Here is a 25,828-nt window from a genome sequence, read left to right as displayed (position 1 = left end):
TGTTTATTGATTTTAATCAGCAAGAACAGGCCATTTATTCGGCACATTTTCATCCTTCTTTTTTTTATTGATTTTTTGTGCTCCATAGCAGCAGAGATACAGGGGAAATCATGCTTACGTTATTCGAGCTCCTTATTGGAGTCGTCGTCATTGTCGGTGTCGCACGCTACATCATTAAAGGCTACTCGGCCACGGGCGTATTATTTGTTGGCGGTTTAACGCTGCTGATTATCAGCGCACTGATGGGGCATCAGGTGTTGCCTGCCAGCACAACCAGCACCGGCTACACCGCCACCGATATTGTGGAATATATTAAAATACTGCTCATGAGCCGCGGCGGTGACCTGGGTATGATGATCATGATGCTGTGCGGTTTTGCGGCCTACATGACTCATATCGGCGCCAACGACATGGTCGTTAAGCTTGCCTCCAAACCCCTGCAATACATCAACTCGCCGTATCTGCTGATGGTCGCCGCCTATTTCCTCGCCTGCCTGATGTCACTGGCCGTTTCGTCGGCTACCGGACTTGGCGTACTGCTGATGGCCACGCTGTTCCCGGTCATGGTGAACGTTGGTATCAGCCGCGGCGCGGCAGCAGCCATTTGCGCGTCTCCGGCTGCGATTATTCTCTCTCCGACCTCCGGCGACGTCGTGCTGGCGGCAAAGGCTGCGGAGATGTCGCTCATCGACTTCGCCTTTAAAACCACGCTGCCGATCTCCATTGTTACCATTGTCGGCATGGGTATCGCGCATTTCTTCTGGCAGCGCTATCTCGATAAGAAAGAAAACATCAGCCATGAAATGATGGACGTGAGTGAAATCACCACCACCGCTCCCGCGTTTTATGCCATTCTGCCCTTCACGCCGATTATTGGGGTGCTGATTTTTGACGGCAAATGGGGCCCGCAGCTGCACATTATCACCATTCTGGTGATCTGCATGCTGCTGGCTGCCGTGCTGGAATTTGTGCGTGGTTTTAACACGCAAAAGGTGTTCTCGGGTCTGGAAGTGGCCTATCGCGGCATGGCGGATGCCTTCGCTGGCGTGGTGATGCTGCTGGTGGCAGCGGGCGTTTTTGCTCAGGGTCTGAGCACCATCGGCTTTATCCAGAGCCTGATCTCTATCGCCACCTCGTTCGGATCGGCCAGTATTATCCTGATGCTGGTCCTGGTGGTACTCACCATGCTGGCGGCGATGACCACCGGTTCCGGTAATGCGCCTTTCTACGCTTTCGTTGAGATGATCCCGAAACTGGCTCACTCCTCCGGTATTAACCCGGCCTATCTCTCCATTCCCATGCTGCAGGCGTCAAACCTGGGCCGTACCATCTCCCCGGTATCAGGCGTGGTGGTTGCCGTTGCCGGGATGGCAAAAATCTCCCCATTCGAAGTGGTAAAACGCACCTCCGTACCCGTTCTGGTTGGGCTAATTATCGTAATTATCGCCACGGAGGTGCTGGTTCCCGGCGCAGCCTAACCTAAATTAGGGATATCCAGAAAGCGCCTGCGGGCGCTTTTTGTGCTTTAATAACCCCCAGAAATTAATCACGCTCATTCGATCAGGAAATCATATGTTCAGGAAGGATATTGTTATCCCGTCCGGCGCAATCGCGCTTGCACTCTGTGTCTTCTCCACACAGGCAGAACCGCTCAAGGCAACCCAGTATGGCGATTTCGATCGCTATGTGCTGGCTCTGTCCTGGCAAACCGGGTTTTGCCAGAGCATGGTCGAGCGCAACCGCAATGAACCTGACGAATGTCGCCTGCAAAAAGAGCGCGAAAATAAAGCCGATTTTCTGACCGTTCACGGGTTATGGCCCGGCCTGCCGAAATCCATTGCCGCACGCGGGGTAGATGAGCGTCGCTGGATGCGTTTTGGTTGCGCCACGCGCCCCATTCCGAACATGCCGGAAGTGAAGGCCAGCCGCAAATGCGAAGCCGCCGAAACCGGGCTGTCGCTTTCCGCTGCCGCAAAGCTCAACGACGTGATGCCGGGCGCGGGCGGTAACTCCTGCCTGGAGCGTTACGAATACGCTAAACACGGCGTCTGCTTTGGTTTCGATCCCGATGCCTATTTCGGCACGATGGTGCGGATGAATCAGGAAATTAAAAACAGTGCGGTCGGTAAATTCCTTGCCGGTCACTACGGGAAAACCGTCACTCGCAGCGATTTTGACAGTGCCGTGGCCAGGAGCTGGGGCAACGAGAACGTCAAAGCGTTCAAGCTGACCTGCAGCGGCAACCCGGCTTATCTGACTGAGATGCAGATTTCGCTGAAGGCAGACACCATTAACAACCCGCTTTCTGCGACCTCATTTGCCCCGCAGCCACATCCGGGTAACTGCGGTAAACAATTTGTGATTGATAAAGCCGGCTACTGATCCACCGTTGGGCGCACCATATCAAACCGGTTTTCATCGCTGATGCCATAGTACGCCGTCGGCCCACCCGCACGCAGGATGGGCTGCGCTTTCGCCGTCTGGTATATCCCCTCTTCCAGCAGCGTTTCGTCAATATGGATACCGACCACTTCCCCCAGCACCAGCCACGTGTCCACCGGCGTACCGTCAGCCCCCGTCAACTGAATGCACTGCGACAGGCGACACTCAAAATTCACCGGGCTTTCTGCAACGCGAGGGGCGTTCACCAGCTGGCTGGCCGCTGGCGTGAGCCCGGCAAAGCTAAATTCATCCCGGTCGTGGGGAAGCATCGCGGAGGTTTGATTCATCGCCTGGGCAAGATCGCGCGTTGCCAGATTCCAGACAAACTCTTTTGTCTCAGTAATATTACGCACGCTGTCCTTCCAGCCGTTGCTGGAAAAGCCGATGATCGGCGGGCGATAGTTAAAGCAGTTAAAGAAGCTGTACGGTGCGAGATTCAGCTGACCGGCCTTATCGCATGAGGAGATCCAGCCTATCGGACGCGGACCAATAATGGCGTTCAGCGGGTCATGCGGCAGGCCGTGCCCCTGAGACGGTTGATAGAAGTACATAATTCTCTCTCGTTGGCGGGCAACGCCCGGATTCAGGACACTCAGCGTAACGTATTCCGCCAGGAATGAAGACTGAATAATTTCAGCAAAATTCATATGGCCCATGAATGTGACTTTCATCACTTCAAACTTGCGCGCTCAGCCAGTATCATCGGGAGAGTTAAACCCTCGCTGCCAGACGGCGAGGGTTTTCTTTTGGATCAGTTTCTGCGTAAGACGCAGCATTAACGACATGGAGTAAAAAATGTCCAGACCTACCATTATCATCAATGAGCTCGACGCAGAACGTATCGACAGGCTGCTGGAAAAAGCGGAGTTCGCCTCGCTCCCCGTGGCCGACGCCCTGAATGAGGAGCTCGACCGGGCACAGATGTGCACGCCTGAGACGATGCCGCATAACGTGGTCACCATGAACAGCCAGGTGAAATTCCGTAACCTGACCACCGGTGAAGAGTTGACCCGTACGCTGGTTTACCCCGCTCAGATGACCGACAGCAGCGCACAGCTTTCTGTTCTGGCCCCTGTGGGTGCCGCACTGCTGGGGCTGCGTACGGGGGATACGATCCACTGGGAATTGCCGGGCGGTGCCTCGACCCATCTGGAAGTGCTGGAGCTGCTCTACCAGCCAGAAGCCGCGGGCGATTACCTGCGTTAATCTCTTCTGAATAAGCACCTACCCGCTTTGCACAGAGGATGCAGCCGCATCCTCTTTCCGCAAATTCACCCGATTTTCCTATACCGCGCAAAATGGCCTTAATCCACGCTTAATCTGTTTTGGTGCCGCGGGGACGGTCATGAGTGAGATAGGCGTTATCACACTTATCTTTCTGATTTTTGTGGCGATTATCGTCACGGCTGTGCTCTATCTTGAACGTCACTGGTAAGCGAACATTCTCAGGCCACCCCACCCGGGAAGGCATTCACCAGTCCCTTAACGGTCTGCTCTGCGGCTTCGGGCGTGTCTGCCCCCGGGACCAGAATCACCTTCCGGCACTCCTCCTCCCGTTTTTCGAAAATCTTATAGGCACGCTCCGCATCGGCAAGGGGGAGATAATGGGTCACGATCTCTTCCGGCGTAAGCAGCCCTTTTTCGATCAGCGGTAGCAGTTCCCCCAGCCAGGCATGGACGTGCGTCTGGCCCATCTTAAACGTCAGCCCCTTATCAAAGGCATCGCCAAACAGGAAGCCATGGATAAACCCTGCGTATACGCCGGGTACGCTGACCACCCCGCCGCGCCGCACGGCAGCAATGCACTGACGCAACGCTTTGCCGCTGCTGCCTTCAATTTTAAGATTGCTGAGGATCGTTTCCGTGGTGCTGCCTTTCGCTTCAAACCCTACCGCATCAATCACAGCGTCAACGCCGCGCTGGCCCGCGGTCTGCTCGATGATTTTTTCCGCGGCGTCGTTATCATCATCAAAGTTGATGGGAATTGCGCCGTATCGTGCCTCGGCAAATCGCAACCGGTACGGATGGTGATCGATGACAAAGATCTGCTCAGCCCCCAGCAGCCGCGCGCAGGCAATGGTCAGTAGCCCCACCGGCCCGGCGCCGAAAACGGCTACGCTTGAGCCTTTTTCAATCTGTGCATTTTTTGCCGCCTGCCAGGCCGTGGGTAAAATGTCGGACAGGAACAGTGCTTTATCATCAGAAAGAAGCTGCGGGACTTTAAACGGCCCGACGTTCCCCTTTGGCACGCGAACGTATTCCGCCTGTCCCCCCGGCACACCGCCGTAGAGGTGGCTATAGCCAAACAGCGCGGCCGGCGCGGGGATTTGCTTTTTGTTCAGTGCAGCACCCTGCCCGGCGTTGGTATTCTCACAGGCCGCGTATTGCTGCAGACGACAGAAGAAACAGTCTCCGCAGGCGATGACAAAAGGGATCACCACGCGATCCCCTTTTTGCAAATTCTTTACCTCTGCACCGCACTCGACGATTTCCCCCATAAACTCATGGCCAAAAATATCGCCGTGATGCACCTTCGGGATCTTTCCGCGGTAGAGATGCAAATCGGAGCCGCAGATAGCCGTGGCCGTCACGCGCAGAATGATATCGTCGGGCTGTTCGATGATGGGGTCGGGGACATTCTCGACGCGAACATGGTGTGGACCGTGATACGTAAGTGCTTTCATGCGACCTCCGAAAGGTTCCAGGTAAGTGTATAAGGGTAGCTACCCCTGAAGGTCTGCCCGTGAATACGGTTCTTTTGAGATTTATCCTGGCAAGATAAGAAAACTGACGGGGCGCTTACAGAAACCATGACTATTTTGTGGTTGAATGAGTACAGCGTTTATAAACAAGGAGAAACGGGTATGTATCAGAGAATCATTATGCCGGTTGATGTTTTTGAGATGGAGTTGAGCGACAAGGCCGTACGCCACGCGGAGTTCCTGGCGCAGCAGGACGGGGTCATCCATCTGTTGCACGTGCTCCCGGGCTCCGCCAGCCTGAGCCTGCACCGCTTTGCTGCCGATGTGCGCCGCTTCGAAGAGCATCTGCAGCACGAGGCGGAAACGCGCCTGCAAACCATGGTCAGCCACTTCAGCATCGACCCTTCACGGATCAAAACGCACGTCAGATTCGGCAGCGTACGTGATGCGGTAAATGAACTGGCGAACGAGCTGAAAGCAGACGTGGTGGTCATCGGTTCGCGCAACCCTTCCATTACTACGCATCTGCTGGGATCTAACGCCTCCAGCGTGATCCGCCACACGCATATACCGGTGATGGTCGTCAGATAAAAAAAGAGGCCACCTTTCGGTGGCCTCTCGCTATTGCAGGTGTAGCCTTACTTTCTTTTCTTATGCGGTTTTGGTGCGGATCAGGTAGTCAAACGCGCTGAGAGACGCCTTCGCCCCTTCACCCGTGGCGATAATGATCTGTTTGTACGGCACGGTGGTGCAGTCGCCCGCCGCAAACACGCCCTTCACGCTGGTTTCACACTTCGCATCAATGATGATTTCGCCCATGCGGTTGCGCTCAATCGCGCCTTCCAGCCAGGTGGTGTTTGGCAGCAGACCAATCTGCACGAAGATCCCTGAAAGCTGCACGCTGTGCACGTCGCCACTCACGCGGTCGCGGTATTCCAGACCTGTCACCTTGCTGCCGTCACCCTTCACTTCCGTGGTCTGTGCGTTCAGTATGATGTCGACGTTTTTCAGGCTGCGAACTTTGTCCTGCAGCACCTGGTCGGCTTTCATTTCTGGCGCGAACTCCAGCAGGGTGACGTGTTCAACAATCCCCGCCAGGTCGATAGCCGCTTCCACGCCGGAGTTTCCGCCGCCGATCACCGCCACGCGCTTGCCTTTGAACAGCGGGCCGTCGCAGTGCGGGCAGTAGGTCACGCCTTTGGTGCGATACTGATCTTCACCCGGGACGTTCATGTTGCGCCATTTCGCACCGGTGGCAATGATGATGCTGCGTGCTTTCAGCACCGCGCCGGAGGCGGTTTCAATCTGGTGTAACCCCCCCTCAACCGCAGCAGGTACCAGCTTGCTGGCGCTCTGGCTGTCGATCACGTCTACGTCGTAATCGCTGACGTGCGCCTTCAGCGCGCCGGCCAGTTTCTGGCCTTCGGTTTTCGGCACGGAGATATAGTTTTCAATGTCCACGGTATCCAGTACCTGGCCACCGAAGCGCTCGCCCATCAGGCCGGTACGGATCCCTTTACGTGCAGAGTACACCGCTGCCGCCGCGCCCGCAGGGCCGGAACCGACGATCAGCACGTCATAGGCATCACGTTTGTTCAGCGCTTCTGCGGCACGTTTTTCAGCACCGGTATCCACTTTGGCGACGATTTCCGTCAGCGTCATACGACCCTGACCGAATTCCTGACCGTTCAGATACACCGCCGGAACGCCCATCACGTTGCGATCGGTGATTTCATTCTGGAAGGTACCGCCGTCAATTGCCGTGTGCTTGATGCGCGGGTTGAGGACCGACATCAGGTTCAGCGCCTGCACCACGTCCGGACAGTTGTGGCAGGAGAGCGAGTAATAGGTTTCAAACTCAAAATCACCGTCGATATCGCGGATCTGCTCCAGCAGCGCCTGCGCCTCTTTCGACGGATGACCGCCGGTCCACAGCAGCGCCAGCACCAGCGAGGTAAATTCATGCCCCAGTGGTGAGCCGGCAAAACGCGGCCCCAGCTCAGAGCCTGGGTTAGTAATCAGGAAAGAAGGCTTACGGACGTTAAGCGAGTTATCTTCTTTGAAGGTCACTTTTGGCGACAGTTCGGCGATCTCAGCCAGCAGTTCTTTGATCTCTGCCGATTTCGCGCTGTCGTCCAGCGTGGCAATCAGCTCAACGGGTTTAGTCAGTTTCTCAAGGTAGGCCTTGAGCTGGGTTTTCATATTAGTGTCGAGCATTATTCTTCCCTCTCTTAAAACGTCATCATGCAAGCTGCCTTACACAGGCGGCCTGAATGCAACTTGCATCATGGTGCTGGAATGAAATGGGCGCGGGGGGCGCCCATTGATTGCCGGGTGGCACTTCGTTTACCCGGCCTACGATACTGTAGGCCTGTGCAAGCGCAGCGCCGCCAGGCTTTACAGACTTAGATCTTGCCGACCAGGTCTAAAGATGGCGCCAGCGTTGCTTCGCCTTCTTTCCATTTAGCCGGGCACACTTCGCCTGGGTGAGAAGCGACATACTGCGCTGCTTTCACTTTACGCAGCAGGTCAGACGCATCACGGCCGATACCTTCAGCGGTAACTTCGATAGCCTGGATAATGCCCTGCGGGTCAACGACGAAGGTCGCGCGGTCCGCCAGGCCTTCATCTTCACGCATGTTGTCGAAGTTACGGGTCAGGGCGCCAGTCGGGTCACCGATCATCGCGTATTTGATTTTGGCGATGGTTTCAGAGCTGCTGTGCCACGCTTTGTGGGTGAAGTGGGTATCGGTAGACACAGAGTAAACGTCTACGCCCAGCTTCTGCAGTTCGTCGTAATGGTCAGCCACGTCGCCCAGTTCGGTCGGGCAAACGAAGGTGAAGTCAGCCGGATAGAAGAAGAAGACGCTCCAGCGACCTTCGGTATCTTTCTCGGTTACTTCGATGAACTCACCGTTTTTGAACGCCTGGTTTTTGAAAGGTTTAATTTTAGTGTTAATCAAAGACATCTGTACTTCCTCCGTGTTTTCGTTGAGATGTAAGGTAACCAACTTTATCCATCGGGGCTAATGCGTATGCTTTATCAAATCAATCAGCCAAACCTTACAACACCAACAAGACAACGTTGTGAACTGAATTAACGGAAAGCCTGAACGTAAAAAGGCCGCCCTGGTGGGCGGCCCTGATACCTGAACTTTCCACAGGAACTTTCAGTGCCAGCCTGGACTGGCGTTGCGTTGCGCTCTACATACCTTATATCAGGCCGTAACAGCGGTTTGATTACAGCACCGGTTTTCAGTTTGGGCAATCCGTCACGCCGGCATTCCGCCCTATGGCTGCGATAGGTTTTACCGAATAACGCCCGCGTCTGCCCGACATAACGAGAGAATTAATAATGAGAATGGATTGCAATAAGTGGTCAGACTGGTAGCCGGCGCTAAAGTGGCAATAATGCGTCACAGCAAATGTATAACCGGTAGTGCTTATTTGAGAACAACGCTGCACGTTTTAAAGATAAAAATATCTTAATAACGGCTGAAGTTCTATTTCAATAATCCAGCCTCGTGATATATTAAGCTTGAATTCAAAATATAATAAGCAGGTTAATCACAAGGATTGTAAATGATTAACTTCGAACTATAGTTATCAGTTATGAGATGACAACAACACACTCAGGATGATCCATGGCAAATCTTTATGACCTTAAAAAATTCGATCTCAATCTGTTAGTCATTTTTGAGTGCATTTATCAGCACCTCAGCATTAGCAAGGCAGCGGAAACACTCTATATCACGCCCTCTGCGGTGAGCCAGTCTCTGCAACGCCTGCGTACGCAGCTGAATGACCCGCTTTTTATTCGTTCGGGTAAAGGCATCACCCCGACGACCGTGGGGATCAACCTGCATCATCATCTGGAAGAAAACCTTAATCATATTGAGCAGACCATCAATATCCTGAATAACGCGCAGATCAAAAAGAGCTTTGTCATCTACTGCCCGCAGATTCTGGTCCAGGGGCGATTGGGCGACCTGCTAAGGTCTCTGCTTGCGGACGGAAATTACGAGATAGAACATAATGATGTGGTCTTATCGCCTGAGTCGGCCGAGGATCTGCTCGCCTACCGCAAGGCCGATCTGGTGTTTAGTTTTGCGCCGGTTAACAGCCGCTCTATCGTCTGTACCCGCTTTATCCAGTTTTCGGCACAGCTGGTCTGCTGCAAAGAGCACCCCCGCCTTGGCGATAGCGCAACGCTTGAGGAGCTCTGCCAGGAAAAATTCACGCTGATGCGCAGCCAGGAGAACGGCATAAAGGACTTCCAGCAGCAGTCGAACGTACTCCTTCCGGAACGGAATTTCTGCTTCCGCAGCGACTCGCTGATTTCGATTATGAATATTATTGGCATGAGTGATTTAGTCGGTTTTGTTCCAACCGCAATGTTTGAGCGATATAAAGACATTCTCAACCTGAAGCGCGTCGCCTTGCCTTTCACGGTTCCGAAATTAGATATTTTTATGCTATATAATCGTTCAGCGTTAAACAGCAGCGTGTTTTCGCAATTCATTGAAAAAATCGAAGCGGAATAATTTCCGATATTGCCCGAATACTTTTTAATTACATTTGGGCAACAATCCAGGCATGGATAAATCGCATTGTTCCGGTTTCGCTTTAATATCTTTACTATTCATGTTTAATTAGCGTAAATAAAAGCCCCGACAGTCATCCTCAGGAAGAGATTGCACATGTCACTGTATAAACATCCCCTGCAGCTTAACGTGCTGGAGGCCGCACAGGCGCGCATCGACTGGACGTTCGCTACTTTTTCCCGCATCTGCGTCTCCTTTTCCGGCGGCAAAGACTCCACCGTCATGCTGCATCTCACCGCGCAAATGGCCCGGGCGCAAAAGCGAAAAATCAGCGTGCTGTTTATTGACTGGGAGGCTCAGTTCTCCTGCACCATTGAACACGTTAATGCGCTACGCGAATGCTACCGGGACGTCATCGAGCACTTTTACTGGGTGGCGCTTCCGCTGACCACGCAGAATTCGCTCTCACAGTATCAGCCGGAATGGCAGTGCTGGGCGCCGGGCGTACGCTGGGTGCGCCAGCCGCCGGAAGACGCCATCACCGCTGCCGATTATTTTGATTTTTACCAGGCGGGAATGACCTTTGAAGCATTTGTCCGCTCGTTTTCCGACTGGTTTGCCCTGCACCGGCCGGCAGCCATGCTGGTGGGCATCCGCGCCGATGAATCCTACAACCGGTTTTTGACCATCGCCAACAACCGCAAGCAGCGCTTCGCGGACGATAAGCCCTGGACAACCACCGCCCCCGGCGGGCACGCGTGGTACGTCTATCCTCTCTACGACTGGAAAACCGCAGACATCTGGACATGGTTTGCAAAATCCGGGTGCAGCTATAACCCGCTCTACAACCTCATGTTTCAGGCGGGCGTCCCGCCGCGCTATATGCGCATCTGCGAACCCTTCGGCCCGGAACAGCGCCAGGGGCTCTGGCTCTATCACGTTCTCGAGCCCGAGCGTTGGGCCGTGATGTGCGAGCGCGTCAGCGGCGTGCGCAGCGGCGGCATCTACGCCGGGCAGGACAACCATTTTTACGGCCACCGCAAAATCCTCAAACCCGGGCACCTCGGCTGGCGCGACTACGCCATGCTCCTGCTGGACAGCATGCCGCAAAACACGGCTGAGCATTACCGCAATAAAATCGCGATCTATCTGCACTGGTATCAGAAGAGAGGCATGCCGGATATTCCCGAGACGCAGGAGGGCGATATCGGCGCCAAAGACATCCCCTCATGGCGCCGTATTTGTAAGGTTTTACTTAATAATGACTACTGGTGCAGGGCGCTGTCGTTCAGCCCAAATAAACCCAAACATTATCAGCGCTACAGCGACAGAGTGAAGGCGAAACGCAAGGAGTGGGGCATTTTATGCGACAAAGAATAATTACTGAGATCGAAACGTACCTGCAGTCACTTTCCGAAGAGGATCGGATTAACGCCATCAATGCCTTTCGTGAAGCGATCCATCGACACAGTCCTTTTCGTGAGCAACCGATAGACTGCGTGCTCTGGATCAAACAGGACGCGATTATCGCTAACGACTACAACCCCAATAACGTTGCCCCTCCAGAAAAACGGCTGCTCACCAGGTCGCTGGAACTCGATGGATTCACCCAACCTCTTGTCGTAACGGAAAGTGAACCGCAACATTACGAAATTGTGGATGGTTTCCACCGCCATGAAATCGGCAAAAATCGGGCGGCACTGAAGCGTCAGCTCAAGGGATATCTCCCCGTCACCTGCCTGCGCAAGGACCGACAGGAAAAGCATGACCGTATGGCCGCCACGATCCGTCACAACCGGGCGCGGGGTCGGCACCAGATTAACGCCATGTCAGAGATCGTGCGCGAACTGGCACAGCTCGGCTGGAATGATGAGCGAATAGGCAAAGAGCTCGGAATGGACAGCGACGAGGTGCTGCGCCTCAAGCAAATCAACGGTCTGCTGGCGCTGTTTGCAGACCGTCGCTATTCCGAAGCCTGGACGGTGAAATAATCAGAGCGTGTTCAAACGCTCTGCCGCCGCCAGCAACGTCGATTCCTGCTTGGCAAAGCAAAGACGGATCAGCTTGTGTGGGAAGGGATCGGCGCAGAATACCGACAGCGGAATGGCGGCCACTCCCACCTCTTTTGTCAACCACTGGCAAAAGCTGACGTCATCCAGATCGGAAATCGCACTGTAGTCCGCGAGCAGGAAATAGGTTCCTTCAGACGGCAAAATTTCCAGGCGGCTTTTACTCAGCGCCGTCACGAACAGATCCCGACGTTCACGGTAGAAACGCGGCAGCGCGCGATAATGCTCGGGCTCCGCGCGCAGCATATCCGCCAGCGCCAGCTGAGCTGGCGTGTTCACGGCAAAGGTCAGGTACTGATGCACCTTGCGCAGCTCAGCGCTAATGGCGGCCGGTGCGACGCAGTAGCCCACTTTCCAGCCGGTCATATGGTAGGTCTTACCGAACGACGAGACGGCGATAGCGCGCTCGCGAAGCTGCGGATGGGCCAGCACGCTGGCGTGTCCCTCTTCTGCAAAGCAGATGTGCTCGTAAACTTCATCGCTCAGCACGTAAATTTCACGTTCAGCAATGGCCTGCCACAGCGCGGCGAAGTCCGTTTTCTGCCACACCGTCGCGGACGGGTTATGCGGGGTATTCAGGATCACCAGACGGGTTTTATCACTCAGCAGCGCAGCAAATGCCTGCCAGTCAGGGCGGAAATGCGGTGGCTGTAACGCCACGCGTTTCACCACGCCGCCGGAAAGTTCAACCGCAGGCGCATAGCTGTCGTAGCTCGGGTCAAAGCAGATCACTTCATCGCCCGCGCGCACCAGCGCGGTGATGGCCGCATACAGCGCTTCGGTCGCCCCTGCCGTCACCGTGATGTCGCTGTTCGCATCGGGCTTATGGCCATACAGCTCAGCCGTTTTGTCGGCAATGGCTTCCCGCAGCGCCTGTACGCCCGTCATTGGCGCATACTGATTTGCCCCCTGCGCAACGTGATACGCTAAACGCGCCTGCAGATAAGCCGGGCCGTCGAAATCCGGGAACCCCTGAGAAAGGTTAATGGCGTTGTGTTGCTGCGCCAGAGCGCTCATCTGCGTAAAGATGGTGGTACCGAGATTGGGAAGTTTACTTTGCGGAATCAAGGCGTTAATGCTCATTGTGTTGTGCCTGCTTGTAATACTTATGTTGCTGCCACTATAACACGATGTTAGTCTTTGGCAATCAAGACGCTTAGACGTCTAAACAATATGAATATTCCTGTCCGAGAGGGTAAAAGGAAAATGACAGACAACCTGCAACTCACGCATCTGGTCGACGCCTGCCGCTGGATCGGTGCCAAAGGCTGGGCCCCCGCCACCGGCGGCAACATGTCGGTGCGTCAGGACGAACATCTCTGCTGGCTCAGCGAATCCGGCAAAGACAAAGGTAGCCTCACAACCGATGACTTTCTGCAGGTGGAGATCGCCACCAACCGCGCGCCGTCCGGTCGTAAACCGTCGGCGGAGACCGGGCTGCACACGCTGATTTATCGTCTGTTCCCTGAGGCCAACGCCGTCCTGCACGTTCATACGGTCAACGCCACGGTGCTCTCGCGTCTGGTCAAAGAAGCCGAGCTCAACATCAGCGGCTTTGAGATGCAAAAATCCCTCACCGGACAGACCACGCATCTGGACACGGTGGCTATCCCGGTCTTCGATAACGACCAGGATATTGACGCCCTCGCCTCACGAATCGCCCATTACGCGCAGGAACGTCCGCTTAATTATGGTTTTCTTCTGCGTGGCCATGGCTTAACCTGCTGGGGACGCGATGTGGCCGAAGCCCGCCGTCATCTGGAAGGACTGGAGTTCCTGTTTGAATGTGAAATGCGTTTACGACAACTGGAGAGAGTATGATTCGCGCGATTGTGACGGATATTGAAGGAACCACCAGCGATATTCGTTTTGTCCATGATGTTTTGTTCCCCTACGCGCGTGAGCGGCTGGCGGCCTTCGTGACCGCTCAGCAGTACGCCGAGCCGGTGAAATCCATTCTGGACAACCTGCGTGATGAAATCGCTAACCCACACGCCAGCGTCAGCGAACTTATCGACGCCCTGTTTGCCTTTATGGATGAAGACCGTAAATCCACTGCGCTTAAAGCGCTGCAGGGGATCATCTGGCACGACGGCTACGTCAACGGCGACTTTACCGGCCATCTCTACCCGGACGTGCTGCCCGCGCTGGAAAAATGGAAAGCGCAAGGGATTGATCTCTATGTTTATTCCTCTGGCTCCGTCGCTGCGCAGAAACTGTTATTTGGCTACAGCGACGAAGGTGATATTACTCATCTGTTCAGCGGCTATTTCGACACCCACATCGGCGCCAAGCGCGAGGTGCAGTCTTATCAGAACATTGCGGCGCAAACGGGCATAGCCCCGTCGCAGATCCTCTTCCTCTCCGATATTCATCAGGAGCTGGACGCGGCTGAACAGGCAGGTTTTCGTACCCTGCAGCTGATTCGCGGTGATGATGACGGCGCAAGCCACCACCATCAGGTCCACCAGTTTGACGAGATTAACCCGGAGCAGATCCCTTCATGAGCGCATTGACCATTTATTCCGACAAAGACGCCAGTCAACACCAGTGGCACAGCACTGACGCCGCCGAGATTGCCCAACAGCTCAACGCGAAAGGCGTGCGGTTTGAACGCTGGGCGGCGGATCGCGATTTAGGACACGATCCCGCCCCTGAAGCCGTGATCGCGGCGTATCAACATGCGATCGACAAACTGGTCACAGAGAAGGGTTACCAGAGCTGGGACGTGATCAGCCTGCGCGCCGACAATCCACAGAAAGACGCGCTGCGTGCGAAGTTCCTGAACGAACACACCCACGGCGAGGACGAAGTACGCTTTTTCGTGGAAGGCGCGGGCTTGTTCTGCCTGCACATTGGCGATGAGGTGTATCAGGTGCTGTGCGAGAAAAACGACCTGATCTCCGTGCCCGCGGGCACGCCGCACTGGTTTGATATGGGCTCAGAGCCGAACTTTACGGCGATTCGTATTTTCGATAATCCGGAAGGCTGGGTGGCCCAGTTTACCGGTAACGCCATTGCGGATGCGTATCCGCGCCTCGCTTGATTTTTTCTCCCTCTCCCTGTGGGAGAGGGCCGGGGTGAGGGCACCAGCGCGCACTACGCGTTTAGCCCCTTCACATACTCCACCAGCTGATCCAGCACTATCCCCCACCCTTCGTGGAAGCCCATCTGTTCGTGCTGCTCGCGGATTTCCTTCGTGGGGTGGCGCGCAATCGCCGTATAGCGGGTTTTGCCCTCGCCCACCTCTTCCAGCAGCAGGATCGCCGTCATAAAGGGCTTCTCGGTTGGTTTCCAGCCTTCGGTATAGCCGTCGGTAAAGACCAGCTTTTTTCCCGGGTCGATTTCAAGGAACACACCCCGGTTATCCATCCGCTGACCGTCCACCTCAAACACGGTGTTGAACCGTCCGCCCACGCGGAGGTCAAGGTCGCATTCGGTCACCTTATGGGGAGCAGGAATGAAGAAGTTTTTGATATGCTCGGGCGTAGTCCAGCAGAGCCACAGCAGGTCGCGCGGGGCATCCACCACGCGCTCCAGTTTTAAGTCTGTTTCAGGATCGAGCGTCACGATATTGTCCTCTTAAGGGAACCCCTTAAAGGATAGCCGGACTCAGGCGAATTTGCCGTTTGCCACCGCTTCCGGCGTGACCACACCCGTATCCAGCACCCAGCCGCTAATCAGCGAGGCGGGGGTTACGTCAAACGCCGGGTTATAGACCTGCGCGTTTTCCGGCGCCCACTGCACCGCGCCAAAGCTTCCGGCGACGCCCGTCACCTCGCTGGCGGCGCGCTGCTCAATCGGGATCGCGTCGCCGTTCGGGCAGTCCGGGTCGAGGGTCGTTTGCGGCGCGGCCACGTAGAGCGGAATGCCGTGGAATTTTGCCAGCACCGCCAGGGAATAGGTGCCAATCTTGTTCGCCACGTCGCCGTTGGCAGCAATGCGGTCTGCACCCACCCACACGGCGTCCACCTGCCCTTTCGCCATCAGGCTGGCGGCCATAGAATCGGTAATCAGCTGATACGGCACGCCCAGCTCGCCAAGTTCCCAGGCGGTTAACCTTCCCCCCTGCAGCAGCGGACGGGTTTCATCGACCCAGACGTTGCTGACCTTGCCTTCCTGATGCGCGCGAGCAATCACGCCCAGCGCGGTGCCGACGCCCGCCGTTGCCAGCCCGCCGGTGTTGCAGTGGGTCAGCAGGCGGCTGCCAGGCTTCACCAGCGCGCTGCCCGCTTTTGCAATGGCGTCACAGAGCCGTTTGTCTTCGTCGATCAGGCGCAGCGCCTCCGCCACCAGCGCCGGAACATACTCTTCCTGCCACAGCGCCAGCTTCATGCGGTCAAGGTTGTTCATCAGGTTCACCGCCGTCGGGCGGGATGCGCGCAGGGTTTCCAGCGCAACCGCCAGCTCGTCACGGCTTTTGCCGTTTTCCGCCAGCAGCGCCAGCAGCAGACTTGCAGAGAGACCGATCAGCGGCGCGCCGCGCACCCGCAGGGCGTGAATATGCCCCACCAGCGCCTCTACCGTTGAGGCATCCAGCCAGCGTTTCTCCTGCGGAAGGGCCTGCTGGTCGAGAATAAAGAGCTGATTATCCGCTACCCGCAGGCTGGTCGTCTGTAATGTCTGCATGTCGTTAATTCCCTGTTGCGTTGTTGTAGCACATTGTGTCAGGATGAAATCCAGATGTATAGACGTCTACATGTCTTTATTAGCAAACCCGTGAGGAGCAGGCCATGTCGCAATACCGTACCTTTACCGCTCAGGACGCCGTGGAATATGCCAGGCAGTTTGGCGGCCTTGACGATCCTTCATCGCTGGTGGAGGCGCAGGAGGTAGGCGACGGCAACCTCAATCTGGTGTTCAAAATCTTCGACAGCGCGGGCGTGAGCCGCATCATCGTTAAGCAGGCGCTGCCCTACGTGCGCTGCGTCGGCGAGTCCTGGCCGCTGACGCTGGACCGCGCCCGTCTGGAGGCGCAAACCCTGGTCGAGCACTATCGGCACAGCCCGCAGCACACCGTAAAAATCCACCACTTTGACCCGGAACTGGCGGTGATGGTGATGGAAGATCTCTCCAGCCATCGCATCTGGCGCGGCGAGCTGATCAAAAATAATTATTACCCGCAGGCGGCGCGTCAGCTGGGTGAATACCTCGCGCACGCGCTGTTCCACACCAGCGATTTCTACCTGCACCCGCACGAGAAAAAAGCGCAGGTGGCGAAATTCATCAACCCGGAGATGTGCGAGATCACCGAAGATCTGTTCTTCAACGATCCGTACCAGATCCACGAACGCAACAGCTACCCGGCCGAGCTGGAAAATGACGTCGCCGCGCTGCGCGACGACGCCCAGCTGAAAATTGCCGTGGCCTCCCTGAAGCACCGCTTCTTTTCTCAGGCTGAAGCCCTGCTGCACGGAGACATTCACAGCGGCTCGATTTTTGTGGCCGACGGCAGCCTGAAGGCCATCGACGCCGAGTTCGGCTATTTCGGGCCGATGGGCTTTGATGTCGGCACCGCTATCGGCAACCTGCTGCTGAACTTCTGCGGCCTGCCGGGGCACCTGGGCATTCGCGATGCCGCCGCCGCCCGCGAACAGCGACTGACCGATATTCAGGAACTGTGGAACACCTTCGCGGAGCGCTTCCAGGCGCTGGCACACGAGAAAACACGTGACGCCGCGCTCAGCGCGCCGGGCTATGCCTCCGCGTTCCTGAAAAAGGTCTGGCATGACGCCATTGGATTCTGCGGCACCGAGCTGATTCGCCGCAGCGTCGGGCTTTCCCACGTCGCGGATATCGACACCATTCAGGACGAGGCGATGCGCCACGAATGCCTTCGCCACGCGATAACGCTCGGCAAGGCGCTGATTGTTATTGCCGACCGTATCGACAGCGCGGAAGATCTGGTGGCGCGAGTGCGGCAGTACAGCTGAGTGCCGGCTTTGTGCCCGGTGGTGCTGCGCTTACCGGGCCTACGATTCTGATTTTCTCCCTCTCCCTGTGGGAGAGGGCCGGGGTGAGGGCATCAAACCGCTCTCATCCCAAATACTCAATCACCGACAACCCACCGTTATAGTCCGTGCTGTAGATAATTCCCTGCGCATCCACGAACACGTCACATGACTGGATCACCTGCGGGCGATTCGGGCGGGTATCCATAATTTTCGCCGGCGCGGCAGGCACCAGCGCCCCCGTTTCAACCGGACGATACGGATTGGAAATGTCATACGCGCGCACGCCCGCATTCTGATACGTGGCAAAAATCAGCGTGGAGCTGACAAAGCTCCCCGGCCGGTTCTCGTGCAGGTTATGCGGGCCGAAATGCGCCCCTTTCGCCACGTAGTCAGTTTCGTCCGGCTGCGGGAAAGTAGAGATGCTTACCGGGTTCGACGGCTCGCGGATATCAAACAGCCAGATCAGCTTCTCCCCGTCCTCCTGGTTGTCGAGCACCGCTTCATCCAGCACCACCAGCAGATCGCGGTCCGGCAGCGGCAGCGCGGTGTGCGTGCCGCCGCCAAACGGCGGACTCCAGTTACGGTGGCTAATGAGCTTAGGCCGGGTACGATCCTTCACGTCCAGCAGCGTCAGGCCGCCGTCGCGCCAGCTGCCGTACGCAGTATCGCCGGCAATAATCGCATGGTGGAGCGCGTAGCGTTTCCCTTCCGGCCAGTCCGGCTGTTCACCTTCGGCCTGGTTCATCCCCGGCAGCCACCAGCGCCCTGCCACCTCAGGCTTACGCGGGTCGGCCAGATCGATCGTCAGAAAGATGTAGTCGGTAAAACCGTCGATCAGCGCCGACACGTACGCCCAGCGGCCACCGACGTACCAGATGCGGTGAATGCCAATCCCGCTTAGCGACAGAAAGCCGATTTCGCGCGGCCTGTCCGGCGTGGAGATATCAAACACGCGCAGCCCGGCGCTCCAGCCTTTGTCCTGCACGTCGCGGACAGTCTCGCCCACCTGGCGGGTGTAGTAGACCTTCTCGTCGGCAAAGCGGGCATCGGCAAACAGATCCCGGGCGTTGATGACCAGCAGCAGGTCATCATGCGCCTGCAGATGTACGTTCCAGGTGCCGGGCGGCGCGGGCACGTAGCCCGCCGCTTTCGGGTTTTTCGGATCGCGCACGTCGACAATCGAAAAGCCCTGCGACACCATATGGCCGATATAAGCGAAACCGCGGTGCACCATCAGTTGCACGCCGTCCGGGCGACCACCCTGATCGCTATGGCCAATCAGCCGCATGTTGCGGCTGTATTCGGGTTGAGGTAATGCAGACATAGTTGAGTCCTTTCGCCGGATGGCGGCTTCGCCTTATCCGGCCTACAACACCGTAGGCCCGGTAAGCGAAGCGCCACCGGGCATTATTTTGACCTGGCTTCCAGCGTCGCAAACCACGGCGCGATAAAATCTTCCGTCTGGCCCCAGCCCGGAATGATTTTCCCCAGCGACGCCACGTTCACCGCGCCCGGCTGGGCGGTCAGCAGCGCCTGTGGAATAGCGGCCGCCTTAAAATCGTAGGTCGCAGGCGTGGCTTCCCCGGCAATCTTGTTCGCCACCAGACGCACGTTGGTCGCGCCAATCAGCTTCGGATCCACCGCCACACTCACCTTCCATGGGCTGCCCGGCTCGCGCATCAGCTGCAGATCCTGGTTGGAGATGTCGATGCTGTAGAGCTTGATCTCGGTACGGCCGTTCTCTTTCAGCGCTTTGTAGGCGCCCTGGCTGAAGGCGTCCCAGGTTCCCCAGATGGCGTCGATTTTACCTTTCGGGTATTTCGCCAGAATCGCACCCACCTTGTTGGCGGTGTCGCCCTGCACGTCAGAGGAGACCGCGCCGATAGACTCCAGCTCTTTGATGTCCGGGTACTGTTTTTGCAACTCTTTATACGCCGCCTGACGACGCTCCATCGGCGGGAAGCCCGCCACCCACAGCTTGACGATATTGGCCTTGCCGTTGAAATCTTTCGCCAGCTGGCCGAAGGAGAGGTTCGTCAGGGAGGCATCGTCCTGCTGGGTGACGGTCACGCCCGGGATCTCGCCATTGACGGCGGTATCAAATACCGCGACCTTAATCCCGGCGTCCACCGCCTTTTTCACCAGCGCGGTGGAGTACGGATCGCGGCCCTGAGAAAGGATAATCCCGTCGTACTTCTGGCTGATGGCCTGGTTCACGAAGTCCTGGAATTTGGCGTCGTCCCCGTTGCTTAAAAAGGTGCTGACCTTAAAGCCAAGCTTTTTCCCTTCCTGAATGGCCCCCGCAATGAACTGCGTGGTGTTGTCGTCTGAGCCGAGGTTACGGATCACCGCGATGCGGATCGGGCCGTCATGGTTGGCAATGGCCGCCGGAAGCGGTGCGGGCGTGGCCGCGAAGCCAGGCAGAGCGGTGAATAACCCTAATGCCACCAAAGAGAGTGCAATCTTCTTCATTTTTTATCCCGTTGTGTTGTCAGCGTTTTTGTATATAGGTAATCGCCAGCGCTACCGCGAGCACCAGCCCTTTTATAATGTCCATGGCGTAATACGGCACGGAGAGCATCACCAGCCCGTTCGACAGCACGCCGAGAATAACCGCCCCGACCAGGGTCCCCAGCGCATTCGGCTTCCCGGATCCGGCCAGCGAGAAACCAATCCACGCCGCCGCCACCGCATCCATCAGGTAACCGCCGCCCGCGTTTACCTGCGACGAGCCAATGCGCGAGGCCAGCAAAATCCCGCCCAGGCCCGCCAGCAGGGAGGCAATCACGTAGGCCGCCACCTTGTAGCGGGTGGTGCGAATCCCTGAGAGGCGCGCCGCTTCCGGGTTACCGCCAATGGCGTACATCCGACGACCGTGAGTGGTGAGCGACAGCCCCAGCTGCGCCAGAACTGTCACCACCAGCATGATGATCACAATCGTCGGCACCTGCCCCAGCAGGCTGAACGTCGCCGGAATGGTGCCTTCCGCCATGTCACCGCTCGGCAGCACCATGTTCTCGGTAATCGACCCGCCGTAGCTGTAGGTCATCGCCACGCCCTGGATCACAAACAGGCTGGCCAGCGTCGCGAGCATGTCCGGAATGCGCAGGATGACGATCAGAAAGGCGTTAAACAGACCCACCAGCGTGCAGAGCACGAGGGTGATCAGAATCGACTCGGTGGTGCCGAAACCGTGCCAGACGAAAAGGGAAATCACCAGCGCGTTCGCCAGCGACGCGGTCGATCCTACGGAGAGATCGAACCCGCCGATGGTCAGCGATATCGACACGCCGATGGCTATCACCGTCACGATGGCAATCGAACGCAGAATATTGATGATGTTGTTTGGATCGAGGAAGCTGTCCGACGCCAGGCCAAAGACGGCCACCAGCGCGACGACGGTTAACAGCATGCCCCACTTGTAGAGAAAATCGAAAATCTGCTGACGGCCAGACGCCGTCGCGTTTACTGAAAGGGCCTTGCTCACGACGCCGTTCCTCCGGTTGAATAATAAAGTAGTGTCTCTTCACGGGCCTCGGCCCCGGCGATTTCCGCCACGATGCGCCCGTCCCACAGCACGCAGATGCGGTCGCACAGCCCGACCAGCTCGGCAAACTCGCCGGAGGCGTAAATCACCCCTTTGCCCTCGCGCGCCAGGCCGTCGATCAACTGGAACAGATCGGTTTTGGCCTTCACGTCCACGCCTTTGGTCGGCTCGTCGAAGATCAGCACACTCGCGTCATTGCGCAGCCACTTGCCGATGGCGACCTTCTGCTGGTTGCCGCCGGACAAACGTCGCAAAACCTGTCCGGGACCGCGGGCGCGCACGCCGACGCGGGCGATCACCTCCTCCGCCCAGCGCCACGCCTGACGATGGCCGAACAGGCTCCAGCGCGAGAAGCTGTTATCGGCGCACACGGCAAGGTTCATGCTCACCGGCTCGTCGATAAAAATGCCCTCTTTGCGCCGCTCTTCCGGCACCAGCGCCAGGCCGCGCAGTACCGAGTCCGCCGGATCGCGCGGCTGCCAGGGCTGTTGATTCAACTCACCGCGCGACACGCGGCTTTTGCTGGCGCCAAACAGCGCCTTACAGAGTTCTGTTTTGCCCGCGCCCGCCAGCCCGGCAATACCGAGAATTTCGCCCTTACGCAGGTGCAAGGAGATATCTTTCAGCAGCGCGTCGTCGTGCAGCCCTTCTACCCGCAGCAACGTTTCGGCGCCGTGCGGCGGCCGCGCGGGCGGGTAGATATCGCTCAGCACGTGGCCGAGCATCTTCTCGACGATCGCTTCGCCACTGAGATCGGCCATCGGGCCGGACTCAATCAGCTTGCCGTCGCGCAGCACCGTCAGGGTGTCGCAGATGGCCTTCAGCTCGTGAATGCGGTGGGAGATAAACACCACGCCGATGCCCTGCTGCTTTAACCGTCTCACCACCGCAAACAGGCGCTCGCTCTCGTGCGCGTCCAGCGGCGCAGTGGGCTCATCAAGAATGAGAAAACGGCAGTGGTGTGACAGGGCGCGCGCCAGCAAAATCTGCTGCTTTTCGGCAAGCGTGCAGCTGTCGATGGAACGGCGTACGTCCAGAGCAACGTCCAGCTGCGCCAGCGCCTGTCTCGCCTGCTGGCGGACGGCGCGCCAGCGGAAGCGATGCCCCGGCTGCGCCAACTGGTCGAGCATGATGTTCTCGGCGATGCTTAACCCCGGGATCAGCGCCACGTCCACTTCCTGCTGCACGAGGTGGATCCCCAGCCGTTTGGCATCGAGCGGCTCGCGGATGCTTACCGGCTGGTTATTGATGGAGATTTCGCCCTCATAGTGGTCGTGCGTCCCGCACAGCACCGCCATCAGCGTCGATTTCCCCGCACCGTTGGCGCCGGTCAGCGCATGTACCGATCCGCCGGTTAAGGTGAAGTTCACGCGCGACAGCGCCTGAAAGCCGGAAAAGGCCAGGCTGATACCGCGCATCTCAAGGCGACTGGAAACCATCCGCGTAAATCCTTCATAACTCTTCTGATTTATCGAATTTTTCACAGCTCCGGTTGACTGACAACGACGGAAAAGGCATAAGTTAAAGCGAAATATTATTAGCCATCCGGATGTCCAGACATAACATCGGGTTAGCGCTTGCTAAAAAAGGACAACACCATGAGCAACACCGATATCCGCGTCGTGCCTGGCCCGGCGAACTACTTCTCCCATCCCGGAAGCCTTGCGCATCTGAATGACTTCTTTACCCAGGAGCAGCTTTCCCGCGCAGTGTGGATTTACGGCGAGCGCGCTATCGACGGCGCGCGCCCGTTCCTGCCGGAGAGCTTTCACGCGCCGGGGGCGAAACACCTGCTGTTTAAAGGCCACTGCAGCGAGCGCGACGTCATCCATCTGGTGAACGAATCCGGCAGTGACGCCAGCGTGGTGATTGGCGTCGGCGGCGGTGCGGTGCTGGATACCGTCAAGGCCGTGGCGCGTCGTCTGGGTGTGCCGTTCGTGGGTATCCCCACCATTGCCGCTACCTGCGCGGCATGGACCCCGCTCTCCGTCTGGTACAACGATGCCGGGCAGGCGCTGCATTTTGAGATCTTCGATGACGCCAACTTCCTGGTGCTGGTAGAGCCACAGATCATTCTCAACGCACCCGCGGAATACCTGCTGGCGGGTATCGGCGATACGCTGGCGAAGTGGTACGAAGCGGTAGTGCTTGCTCCGCAGCCTGAAAACCTGCCGCTGACCGTGCGGCTGGGCATCAACGGCGCGCTGGCGATCCGCGACGTGCTGCTGGAGCACAGTGAGGAAGCGCTGGCCGACCAGCAGCGCGGCGAACAGACGCAGGTCTTTCGGGACGTGGTGGATGCGATAATCGCCGGCGGCGGGATGGTCGGCGGTCTGGGCGAACGCTATACCCGCGTGGCGGCGGCGCATGCGGTGCACAACGGTTTAACCGTGCTGCCGCAGACGGAAAAATACCTTCACGGCACCAAGGTGGCCTACGGCATTCTGGTGCAGAGCGCCCTGCTCGGCCAGGACGACGTGCTGGCACAGCTGGTGGCGGCGTACCGGCGCTTTAACCTGCCGACCACGCTTCGCGCGCTGGAGGTCGATATTCACAACCGAGACGAGCTGGATAAGGTGATTGCCCACACCCTGCGTCCGGTGGAGTCAATTCATTATCTGCCGGTGACGTTAACGCCTGAGGTTCTGCGCGCGGCGTTTGAGAAGGTGGAATACTTCAGCCGTTAATCTCCCTGACCGTCTATACCTAATGATGATTCTTACCACTCTCGTCACGAGGTCATCATGCAGATCGATTTAACAGGTAAAAAGGCGCTGGTTACCGGTGCCAGCCGCGGGTTGGGTCGGGCTATCGCGCTGTCACTGGCACGCGCCGGTGCCGATGTGGTTATTACGTATGAAAAATCCGCCGATAAAGCCCAGGCGGTCGCCGATGAAATTAAGGCGCTTGGGCGGCACGGCGAAGCGATTCAGGCCGACAGCGCCAGCGCACAGGCGATTCAGGATGCTGTTACCCATGCGGCGCGTTCCCTTGGCGGGCTGGACATTCTGGTCAACAACGCGGGTATCGCGCGCGGCGGCCCGCTGGAATCCATGACGCTGGCGGACATTGACGCGCTCATCAACGTCAATATTCGCGGCGTGGTGATCGCCATTCAGGAAGCGCTGGTGCACATGTCCGACGGCGGGCGCATCATCAACATCGGCAGCTGTCTGGCAAACCGCGTGGCGATGCCGGGTATTGTCGTTTACTCGATGACCAAGTCTGCCCTTAACTCCCTCACCCGCGGCCTGGCGCGCGATCTGGGCCCGCGCGGCATTACCGTTAACCTTGTCCACCCCGGCCCCACCAACAGCGATATGAACCCGGAAGACGGCGAACAGGCGGAAGCCCAGCGCCAGATGATCGCGGTCGGCCACTACGGCCAGCCGGAAGACATCGCGGCGGCGGTCACCTTCCTCGCCAGCCCGGCTGCGGGGCAGATCTCCGGCACAGGGCTGGATGTCGACGGCGGGTTGAACGCCTGATCGCATATTTCCTGCAAGCCTCTGTCACCAGGCAGAGGCCTTCTCGAGCCACCTCGACGGTTTGCGTTTTGCCTCTTACCTGTATTTTTTCTCCGCTCTACAGTACCCCATAAGAAATTCGGAATTTATCTAATAGTCTTATTATTTCCTTATATTTTGTGTGGGCGTACAGTGGAGGTACGGATGAAGATTGTCTGGTCAAAAACAGCAGAGAAGCAATTTTCTAAAATCGATACGCGATATCAGAACCGCATTAAATTCAGGCTGGAGAAGATGGATGATAAAACATCACCTGTCGCGGATATCAAGAAATTATCTTCTCCCGAAAACCACTACAGGTTGCGATTAGGTGATTACAGGGTCATTTACACCTTCGGAGACCCGCCGGGTGATACCTGTTACGTAGTGGCGGTAAAACGCCGGACAACCACCACCTACCTTCATGAGGAGCATACGGAATATGACTATTCAGTTCATCAAGGATGAAGAAGGAAAAAAACAGTATGTTGTCATTCCCTACGATGAATATTTTCGCATGCGTTTAGCCATGCTTGAGTATGATGACGATGATGAAAACGACTGGGAAGACATCCCTTACGAATCAGATATCTACGATAACGTAGGTTTACCGGGTGAAGTGTGCGACATCATGCATAGCGAGAATGTCAGCCTGCAGGCCGCGTGGCGTATCCTGCGCGGGCTATCCCAGCAGGAGGTGGCGGAGAAACTCGGCATCAGCCAGTCCGCCGTGTCACAGCTGGAAGCGCTGGACTCCCGTCCGCAAAAGCGCACCCGTGAAAAGCTGGCAGCGATCTACGGCTGTAAGCAGGAGCAGATCAGCCTCTATCTTCCGAAAGAGGGTTAACAGCACTTCGCCCCGCCCTTGCCGCCGTAACGGGCGTCCTGGCGGTCACGGAAAAATTCTTCGTAGGTCATTGGCGTCTGGTCCGGATGGTTGACGCGCATATGCTCGACGTAGTTGTCGTAGTCCGGCACGCCAATCATCATTTTGGCGGCCTGGCCCAGGTACTTACCGGCTTTGGAAAGGGTGTCGAACATAGTTTTGATCTCACAGGGAATGT

At 57.1% G+C, this 25,828-nt stretch carries 28 protein-coding genes; 16 read left to right on the top strand and 12 right to left on the bottom strand.

Going from position 1 to position 25,828, the window contains the following annotated elements; all coding sequences use genetic code 11:
* Nucleotides 1-110 precede the first annotated feature (110 nt).
* A complete protein-coding gene (dcuC, locus tag ACMGGQ_RS04040) occupies nt 111-1,478 on the top strand; it encodes an anaerobic C4-dicarboxylate transporter DcuC (protein ID WP_420289634.1) in 1,368 nt (455 codons plus the stop codon).
* A 94-nt stretch (nt 1,479-1,572) separates the two neighbouring features.
* Nucleotides 1,573-2,382 (top strand): ribonuclease I, encoded by an 810-nt coding sequence (gene rna / locus ACMGGQ_RS04035; protein ID WP_048226076.1) that lies wholly within the window; start codon nt 1,573-1,575, stop codon nt 2,380-2,382.
* On the opposite strand, the gene ACMGGQ_RS04030 is transcribed toward rna, so the two are convergent.
* Nucleotides 2,376-2,993: a flavin reductase family protein gene (locus ACMGGQ_RS04030; protein ID WP_045909598.1), complete on the bottom strand. Its 618-nt coding sequence runs from the start codon at nt 2,991-2,993 to the stop codon at nt 2,376-2,378. The two genes, rna and ACMGGQ_RS04030, sit on opposite strands and share 7 nt — an antisense overlap.
* 244 nt (nt 2,994-3,237) lie before the next feature.
* Between ACMGGQ_RS04030 and rnk the strand changes: the two genes are divergently transcribed.
* Nucleotides 3,238-3,648 (top strand): nucleoside diphosphate kinase regulator, encoded by a 411-nt coding sequence (gene rnk, locus ACMGGQ_RS04025; protein WP_045261020.1) that lies wholly within the window; start codon nt 3,238-3,240, stop codon nt 3,646-3,648.
* Between the two features lie 139 nt (nt 3,649-3,787).
* Nucleotides 3,788-3,877 (top strand): small membrane protein YldA, encoded by a 90-nt coding sequence (gene yldA / locus ACMGGQ_RS04020; RefSeq protein WP_008501020.1) that lies wholly within the window; start codon nt 3,788-3,790, stop codon nt 3,875-3,877.
* A gap of 10 nt (nt 3,878-3,887) precedes the next feature.
* On the opposite strand, the gene ACMGGQ_RS04015 is transcribed toward yldA, so the two are convergent.
* On the bottom strand, nt 3,888-5,126 hold the full coding sequence (locus ACMGGQ_RS04015) for a zinc-dependent alcohol dehydrogenase (protein WP_277718497.1): 1,239 nt from the start codon (nt 5,124-5,126) through the stop codon (nt 3,888-3,890).
* A 180-nt stretch (nt 5,127-5,306) separates the two neighbouring features.
* Here ACMGGQ_RS04015 and uspG point away from each other — a divergent pair, with 180 nt between their 5' ends.
* Complete coding sequence (gene uspG / locus ACMGGQ_RS04010; RefSeq protein WP_023310731.1) at nt 5,307-5,735, top strand: universal stress protein UspG; 429 nt, start codon at nt 5,307-5,309, stop codon at nt 5,733-5,735.
* Nucleotides 5,736-5,795: 60 nt separating this feature from the next.
* Here uspG and ahpF read toward each other — a convergent pair whose 3' ends face one another.
* Nucleotides 5,796-7,361 (bottom strand): alkyl hydroperoxide reductase subunit F, encoded by a 1,566-nt coding sequence (ahpF, locus tag ACMGGQ_RS04005; RefSeq protein ID WP_045909600.1) that lies wholly within the window; start codon nt 7,359-7,361, stop codon nt 5,796-5,798.
* A 188-nt stretch (nt 7,362-7,549) separates the two neighbouring features.
* Nucleotides 7,550-8,113, bottom strand: coding sequence for an alkyl hydroperoxide reductase subunit C (gene ahpC / locus ACMGGQ_RS04000; RefSeq protein WP_008501015.1), 564 nt, complete (start codon nt 8,111-8,113; stop codon nt 7,550-7,552).
* A 675-nt stretch (nt 8,114-8,788) separates the two neighbouring features.
* Here ahpC and citR point away from each other — a divergent pair.
* The 3 genes from citR to ACMGGQ_RS03985 all read left to right on the top strand — a co-directional run bounded on the left by citR (nt 8,789) and on the right by ACMGGQ_RS03985 (nt 11,679).
* Entirely contained in the window at nt 8,789-9,688 is a 900-nt protein-coding gene (citR, locus tag ACMGGQ_RS03995) for a DNA-binding transcriptional repressor CitR (RefSeq protein WP_045909601.1), read from the top strand.
* Between the two features lie 156 nt (nt 9,689-9,844).
* Entirely contained in the window at nt 9,845-11,068 is a 1,224-nt protein-coding gene (locus ACMGGQ_RS03990; RefSeq protein WP_420289633.1) for a phosphoadenosine phosphosulfate reductase, read from the top strand.
* Complete coding sequence (locus ACMGGQ_RS03985) at nt 11,053-11,679, top strand: IbrB-like domain-containing protein (RefSeq protein ID WP_420289632.1); 627 nt, start codon at nt 11,053-11,055, stop codon at nt 11,677-11,679. Before ACMGGQ_RS03990 ends, ACMGGQ_RS03985 begins: the two co-directional genes overlap by 16 nt.
* Here ACMGGQ_RS03985 and ACMGGQ_RS03980 read toward each other — a convergent pair whose 3' ends face one another.
* Nucleotides 11,680-12,840 carry a pyridoxal phosphate-dependent aminotransferase gene (locus ACMGGQ_RS03980; protein ID WP_045909604.1) on the bottom strand — a complete coding sequence of 387 codons (1,161 nt, stop codon included), beginning with the start codon at nt 12,838-12,840 and terminating at the stop codon, nt 11,680-11,682. It abuts the gene before it with no gap.
* A gap of 123 nt (nt 12,841-12,963) precedes the next feature.
* Here ACMGGQ_RS03980 and ACMGGQ_RS03975 point away from each other — a divergent pair, with 123 nt between their 5' ends.
* From ACMGGQ_RS03975 to ACMGGQ_RS03965, 3 genes are read left to right on the top strand one after another with little or no spacing between them, the layout of a single operon-like run.
* Nucleotides 12,964-13,578 (top strand): methylthioribulose 1-phosphate dehydratase, encoded by a 615-nt coding sequence (locus ACMGGQ_RS03975; RefSeq protein ID WP_023618408.1) that lies wholly within the window; start codon nt 12,964-12,966, stop codon nt 13,576-13,578.
* A complete protein-coding gene (gene mtnC, locus ACMGGQ_RS03970; protein WP_008501009.1) occupies nt 13,575-14,264 on the top strand; it encodes an acireductone synthase in 690 nt (229 codons plus the stop codon). Before ACMGGQ_RS03975 ends, mtnC begins: the two co-directional genes overlap by 4 nt.
* Nucleotides 14,261-14,803, top strand: a complete 543-nt coding sequence (locus tag ACMGGQ_RS03965; protein WP_420289631.1) for a 1,2-dihydroxy-3-keto-5-methylthiopentene dioxygenase — start codon at nt 14,261-14,263, stop codon at nt 14,801-14,803. Before mtnC ends, ACMGGQ_RS03965 begins: the two co-directional genes overlap by 4 nt.
* A 53-nt stretch (nt 14,804-14,856) precedes the next feature.
* Here the strand turns inward: ACMGGQ_RS03965 and ACMGGQ_RS03960 are convergent, their stop codons facing one another.
* Together ACMGGQ_RS03960 and mtnA are read right to left on the bottom strand one after the other, a co-directional pair.
* Nucleotides 14,857-15,327, bottom strand: coding sequence for an SRPBCC family protein (locus ACMGGQ_RS03960; RefSeq protein ID WP_048026947.1), 471 nt, complete (start codon nt 15,325-15,327; stop codon nt 14,857-14,859).
* Nucleotides 15,328-15,369: 42 nt separating this feature from the next.
* A complete protein-coding gene (gene mtnA, locus ACMGGQ_RS03955) occupies nt 15,370-16,386 on the bottom strand; it encodes an S-methyl-5-thioribose-1-phosphate isomerase (RefSeq protein WP_420289630.1) in 1,017 nt (338 codons plus the stop codon).
* Between the two features lie 104 nt (nt 16,387-16,490).
* On the opposite strand from mtnA, the gene mtnK reads away from it, so the two are divergent.
* Complete coding sequence (gene mtnK, locus ACMGGQ_RS03950) at nt 16,491-17,690, top strand: S-methyl-5-thioribose kinase (protein ID WP_045909608.1); 1,200 nt, start codon at nt 16,491-16,493, stop codon at nt 17,688-17,690.
* 103 nt (nt 17,691-17,793) lie between these two features.
* Here mtnK and ACMGGQ_RS03945 read toward each other — a convergent pair whose 3' ends face one another.
* The 4 genes from ACMGGQ_RS03945 to ACMGGQ_RS03930 all read right to left on the bottom strand — a co-directional run bounded on the left by ACMGGQ_RS03945 (nt 17,794) and on the right by ACMGGQ_RS03930 (nt 22,697).
* Nucleotides 17,794-19,035, bottom strand: coding sequence for an LVIVD repeat-containing protein (locus tag ACMGGQ_RS03945; RefSeq protein WP_420289629.1), 1,242 nt, complete (start codon nt 19,033-19,035; stop codon nt 17,794-17,796).
* Between the two features lie 83 nt (nt 19,036-19,118).
* Nucleotides 19,119-20,183 carry a sugar ABC transporter substrate-binding protein gene (locus tag ACMGGQ_RS03940; protein WP_039265942.1) on the bottom strand — a complete coding sequence of 355 codons (1,065 nt, stop codon included), beginning with the start codon at nt 20,181-20,183 and terminating at the stop codon, nt 19,119-19,121.
* A gap of 19 nt (nt 20,184-20,202) precedes the next feature.
* Entirely contained in the window at nt 20,203-21,198 is a 996-nt protein-coding gene (locus tag ACMGGQ_RS03935; RefSeq protein WP_420289628.1) for an ABC transporter permease, read from the bottom strand.
* Nucleotides 21,195-22,697: a sugar ABC transporter ATP-binding protein gene (locus ACMGGQ_RS03930; protein ID WP_420289627.1), complete on the bottom strand. Its 1,503-nt coding sequence runs from the start codon at nt 22,695-22,697 to the stop codon at nt 21,195-21,197. The genes ACMGGQ_RS03935 and ACMGGQ_RS03930 overlap by 4 nt, the downstream gene beginning before the upstream one ends.
* Nucleotides 22,698-22,856: 159 nt before the next feature.
* On the opposite strand from ACMGGQ_RS03930, the gene ACMGGQ_RS03925 reads away from it, so the two are divergent.
* From ACMGGQ_RS03925 to ACMGGQ_RS03910, 4 genes are all read left to right on the top strand, one after another.
* Entirely contained in the window at nt 22,857-23,945 is a 1,089-nt protein-coding gene (locus ACMGGQ_RS03925) for an oxidoreductase (RefSeq protein ID WP_325841677.1), read from the top strand.
* 57 nt (nt 23,946-24,002) lie between these two features.
* A complete protein-coding gene (locus ACMGGQ_RS03920; RefSeq protein ID WP_420289626.1) occupies nt 24,003-24,746 on the top strand; it encodes an SDR family NAD(P)-dependent oxidoreductase in 744 nt (247 codons plus the stop codon).
* 183 nt (nt 24,747-24,929) lie between these two features.
* Nucleotides 24,930-25,232 carry a type II toxin-antitoxin system RelE family toxin gene (locus ACMGGQ_RS03915; RefSeq protein ID WP_017899060.1) on the top strand — a complete coding sequence of 101 codons (303 nt, stop codon included), beginning with the start codon at nt 24,930-24,932 and terminating at the stop codon, nt 25,230-25,232.
* On the top strand, nt 25,207-25,611 hold the full coding sequence (locus ACMGGQ_RS03910; RefSeq protein ID WP_069733600.1) for a helix-turn-helix domain-containing protein: 405 nt from the start codon (nt 25,207-25,209) through the stop codon (nt 25,609-25,611). The genes ACMGGQ_RS03915 and ACMGGQ_RS03910 overlap by 26 nt, the downstream gene beginning before the upstream one ends.
* Here the strand turns inward: ACMGGQ_RS03910 and ACMGGQ_RS03905 are convergent.
* Nucleotides 25,608-25,805, bottom strand: coding sequence for a YbdD/YjiX family protein (locus tag ACMGGQ_RS03905; protein ID WP_006809671.1), 198 nt, complete (start codon nt 25,803-25,805; stop codon nt 25,608-25,610). The two genes, ACMGGQ_RS03910 and ACMGGQ_RS03905, sit on opposite strands and share 4 nt — an antisense overlap.
* Between the last annotated feature and the right edge of the window lie 23 nt (nt 25,806-25,828).

Origin of the sequence: Enterobacter sp. BNK-13, assembly GCF_048685015.1 — a bacterium.
In the GTDB taxonomy this organism is placed as follows: Bacteria; Pseudomonadota; Gammaproteobacteria; order Enterobacterales; family Enterobacteriaceae; genus Enterobacter; species Enterobacter quasiroggenkampii.
This window is presented reverse-complemented; position numbering and strand designations above follow the sequence as displayed.